This is a genomic window from Pseudonocardia pini (genome assembly GCF_013870575.1).
In the GTDB taxonomy this organism is placed as follows: Bacteria; Actinomycetota; Actinomycetes; order Mycobacteriales; family Pseudonocardiaceae; genus Pseudonocardia; species Pseudonocardia pini.
On sequence record NZ_JACBXB010000567.1, the window covers coordinates 1 to 3,744 of the forward strand.

5 protein-coding genes are annotated in these 3,744 nt (G+C 72.2%); 4 read left to right on the top strand and 1 reads right to left on the bottom strand.

What is annotated here, in order from left to right:
- Positions 1-186: 186 nt before the first annotated feature.
- A complete protein-coding gene (locus tag H5J29_RS24815; protein WP_181783442.1) occupies positions 187-1,389 on the bottom strand; it encodes an acyl-CoA dehydrogenase family protein in 1,203 nt (400 codons plus the stop codon).
- Between the two features lie 96 nt (positions 1,390-1,485).
- On the opposite strand from H5J29_RS24815, the gene H5J29_RS24820 reads away from it, so the two are divergent.
- From H5J29_RS24820 to H5J29_RS24835, 4 genes are all read left to right on the top strand, one after another.
- Positions 1,486-1,890 (top strand): TOBE domain-containing protein, encoded by a 405-nt coding sequence (locus H5J29_RS24820; protein ID WP_181783443.1) that lies wholly within the window; start codon positions 1,486-1,488, stop codon positions 1,888-1,890.
- A complete protein-coding gene (modA, locus tag H5J29_RS24825; RefSeq protein ID WP_181783444.1) occupies positions 1,887-2,660 on the top strand; it encodes a molybdate ABC transporter substrate-binding protein in 774 nt (257 codons plus the stop codon). The genes H5J29_RS24820 and modA overlap by 4 nt, the downstream gene beginning before the upstream one ends.
- On the top strand, positions 2,657-3,484 hold the full coding sequence (locus H5J29_RS24830) for an ABC transporter permease (RefSeq protein WP_181783445.1): 828 nt from the start codon (positions 2,657-2,659) through the stop codon (positions 3,482-3,484). Before modA ends, H5J29_RS24830 begins: the two co-directional genes overlap by 4 nt.
- On the top strand, positions 3,481-3,744 hold a 264-nt coding region (locus H5J29_RS24835), incomplete at its 3' end, for an ATP-binding cassette domain-containing protein (protein WP_312858387.1). The genes H5J29_RS24830 and H5J29_RS24835, both read left to right, overlap by 4 nt.

A 3,744-nucleotide genomic window follows, 5' to 3' on the forward strand; every position in this document is an offset into this window, starting at 1 on the left:
CGCGGTGCAGGGCGTCGGCGAACGGGTCCATCGGCACAGTGTCGTGGTCTCGGGGTGGTGCCGGTAGCGCTCGGCTGAGTGCACGAAACGTGCTCTCAGCGCGGTGGCGACAGCGCTGAGAGCACGCAAGCGGTGATCTTGCCGCGCTGAGAGCACGAAACGTGCGCCCAGCGCGGCCGGCCCACGCTAGTGCCTGCCGAGCTCCTGGCGGGCCACCGAGCGGATGTGCACCTCGTCCGGGCCGTCGGCGAACCGCAGCGCGCGGGCCCAGGTGTAGAAGTAGGCGAGCGGGGTGTCGTCGCTCATCGCCGCGCCGCCGTGCACCTGCATGGCCCGGTCGATCACCGTGCACGCCATCCGCGGCACCACGACCTTGATCGACGCGATCTCGCTCGCCGCCCCCTTCGCGCCGAACTTGTCGATCAGCCACGCCGTCTTGAGCACGAGCAGTCGGGACTGCTCGATCTCCATGCGGGACAGCGCGATCTGCTCACGGACCACGCCCTGCTCGGCCAACGGCTTGCCGAACGCGACGCGGTCCTGCGCGCGGCGGACCATCAGCTCGACGGAGCGCTCCGCCATCCCGATCAGCCGCATGCAGTGGTGGATGCGGCCGGGGCCGAGGCGGGCCTGGGAGATGGCGAACCCGCCGCCCTCCTCGCCGAGGAGGTTCGAGACGGGGACCCGGACGTCGGTCAGCGTCAGCTCGGAGTGCCCGTGCTGGTCCTGGTAGCCGAAGGTCGGCAGGTGCCGGGTGATCTCCAGGCCGGGGGTGTCGCGGGGGACCAGGACCATCGACTGCTGGCGGTGCCGCGCCGCCTCGAGGTCGGTCTTGCCCATGACGATGAAGATCTTGCAGCGCTCGTCCGCGGCGCCGGAGATCCACCACTTGCGGCCGTTGATGACGTACTCGTCCCCGTCGCGGGTGATCGTGCACTCGACGTTCGTGGCGTCGGACGAGGCGACCTGCGGCTCGGTCATCGCGAAGGCGGAGCGGATCTCGCCCTCCAGCAGCGGGTTCAGCCACTGCTCCTTCTGCTCGGGCGTGCCGAACAGGTGCAGCGTCTCCATGTTCCCGGTGTCCGGGGCCTGGCAGTTGATCGCCTCGGGGGCCATGACCGGTGACCAGCCGGACACCTCGGCGACGGCCGCGTACTCCAGGTTGGACAGCCCGGAGAGCGAGGGCAGGAACAGGTTCCACAGGCCCCGCTCGCGGGCCTTGGCCTTCAGCTCGTCGACGACGGGCGGCAGGTCCCACTCGTTCGGCGTGCCCCGGCGCTCGGCGCGCCAGGCGTCGTAGACGGGTTCGGCGGGCAGCACCTCCTCGTCGAGGAAGGCGCGCATGCGCTTGGTGTAGTCGGCAGCGACGGCGCTGGGTTCGAAGTCCACGCCGACATGACACCACAATGCAGCTGCATTAAACAAAGGGTCTCGGTGTGATGTCGGACTGGCGAGGTGCGCATACGCGGACATAGGATCCGCGCCGTGCCGCAATTCCGGATCGCAGAGGCAGCTCGCCTGCTCGGCGTCAGCGACGACACCGTTCGACGCTGGGTCGACGCGGGCACCTTGCCGGTGGGTGCGGACGCCGCGAACCGCAAGGTCGTCGACGGCGCCGTGCTGGCGGAGTTCGCGCGCGAGCACGCCTACGCGCCCCCGGACCCGTCCGGTGTGCGGCGTTCGGCCCGCAACCGGCTCGTCGGGCTCGTGACGGGCGTCGTCACGGACCGGGTCATGGCCCAGGTCGAGATGCAGTGCGGCCCCCACCGGGTCGTGTCGCTGATGAGCAGCGAGGCGGTCCGCGACCTCGGCCTGGAGCCGGGCTCGCTGGCGGTGGCCGTCATCAAGTCCACGAACGTCGTGGTGGAGATCCCCGGAGGAAGTCCATGAAGCGTCTGCTGGCCTGCGGAGTCGCAGGTGTGGCCGCCGTCCTGGCGGCGTGCAGCTCGCCGTCGCAGGCCCCCAGCACGGGAGGGGCCAGCGAGCAGCGGACGCTGACGGTGTTCGCCGCCGCCTCGCTCACCGAGTCCTTCACCGCGCTCGAGAGGACCTTCGAGCAGCAGAACCCCGGCGTGGACGTCGTCCTCAACTACGGCGGCTCGTCCGACCTGGCGCAGCAGATCGTCAACGGCGCCCCGGCGGACGTGTTCGCCGCGGCCAGCGACGCCACGATGAAGACGGTGACGGACGCGCAGCTCACCGCGGCGGCCCCCACGGTCTTCGCCACGAACGTCCTGCAGATCGCCACCGCGCCGGGCAACCCGAAGGCGATCACCGCCTTCGCCGACCTGGCCGAGCCGGAGCTGAAGACCGTCCTCTGCGCCCCGCAGGTGCCGTGCGGGTCGGCCGCGGCCAAGATCGAGCAGTCCACCGGGGTGGACATCCCGGCGGTCTCGGAGGAGCCGGACGTGAAGTCGGTGCTCTCCAAGGTCTCCAGTGGCAACGCGGACGCGGGGCTGGTCTACGTCACGGACGTCAACGCCTCGAAGGGACAGGTCCAGGGCGTGAGCTTCCCCGAGTCCGCCGCGGCCGAGACCAACTACCCGATCGCCGTCGTGAAGGACGCCCCGCAGGCCGAGCTCGCCCTGCGGTGGGTGCAGCTCGTCGAGGGCCGGGACGGCGCGTCCGTGCTGGGCGCGCAGGGCTTCGGTCGGCCCTGACCACCCCGACCCGCCCGCGCAGGCCCGACCGTCACGAGGAGACGGTCGGGCTCCCGTGGTTCGTCTGGATCCCCGCCGGCATCGCGTTCCTGCTGATCGTGCTGCCCGTGCTCGGGCTGGTCCAGCGGGCCTCGTGGGCGCGGATGCCCGAGCTGCTGCTCTCCGAGGCCGCGCTGTCCGCCCTGCGGCTGTCCCTGGAGACCGCCGCGATCTCGACGCTGCTCTGCATCGTGCTCGGCGGCCCCCTCGCCGTCGTGCTCGCCCGGTCCCGGCTGCCCGGGCTGCGCACGATCCGGTCGGTCGTGCTGCTGCCGCTGGTGCTGCCGCCCGTCGTCGGCGGGTTGGCGTTGCTGTTCCTGCTGGGGCGCACGGGGTTGGTCGGGCGCGGGCTGGATCTCGCGTTCGGCGTCACCATCCCGTTCACCACGGCGGCGGTCGTGCTGGCCCAGACGTTCGTGGCGCTGCCGTTCCTCGTCGTGTCGCTGGAGGGGGCGCTGCGCACGGCGGGGCGGCGCTACGAGTCCGTGGCGGCCACCCTCGGGGCCTCCCCGTCGCTCGCCTTCCGCCGCGTCACGATCCCGCTCGTGCTGCCCGGGCTGCTCTCCGGTGCCGTCCTCGCGTTCGCCCGCTGCATGGGCGAGTTCGGCGCCACGATCGCGTTCGCGGGCAGCCTGCAGGGCACGACGCGGACCCTGCCGCTGCTCGTCTACCTGGAGCGGGAGACCGACGTCGACGGCGCCGTGGCCCTGTCGCTGCTGCTCGTGGTGGTGGCGGTCGTCGTGATCGTGCTGGGGCGCCCGCGCGGCTCGCAGGGTGTCCTGTGAGCCTCGACCTGGCCGTCCGGCTCGATCGCGGGAGCTTCGCGCTCGACGTGGCGGTGGCGGCCGAGGCGGGCGAGGTCCTGGCCGTCCTCGGGCCGAACGGGGCGGGCAAGTCGACCCTGCTGGGGGTGCTGTCCGGGCTGCTGCGACCGGACTCGGGCCACGTCCGGGTCGGCGACCGCGTGGTCACGGACGTCGCGGCGGGGGTGTTCGTCCCGCCGCACCGCCGCGGTGTGGGGCTGCTGGCGCAGCAGGCGCTGCTG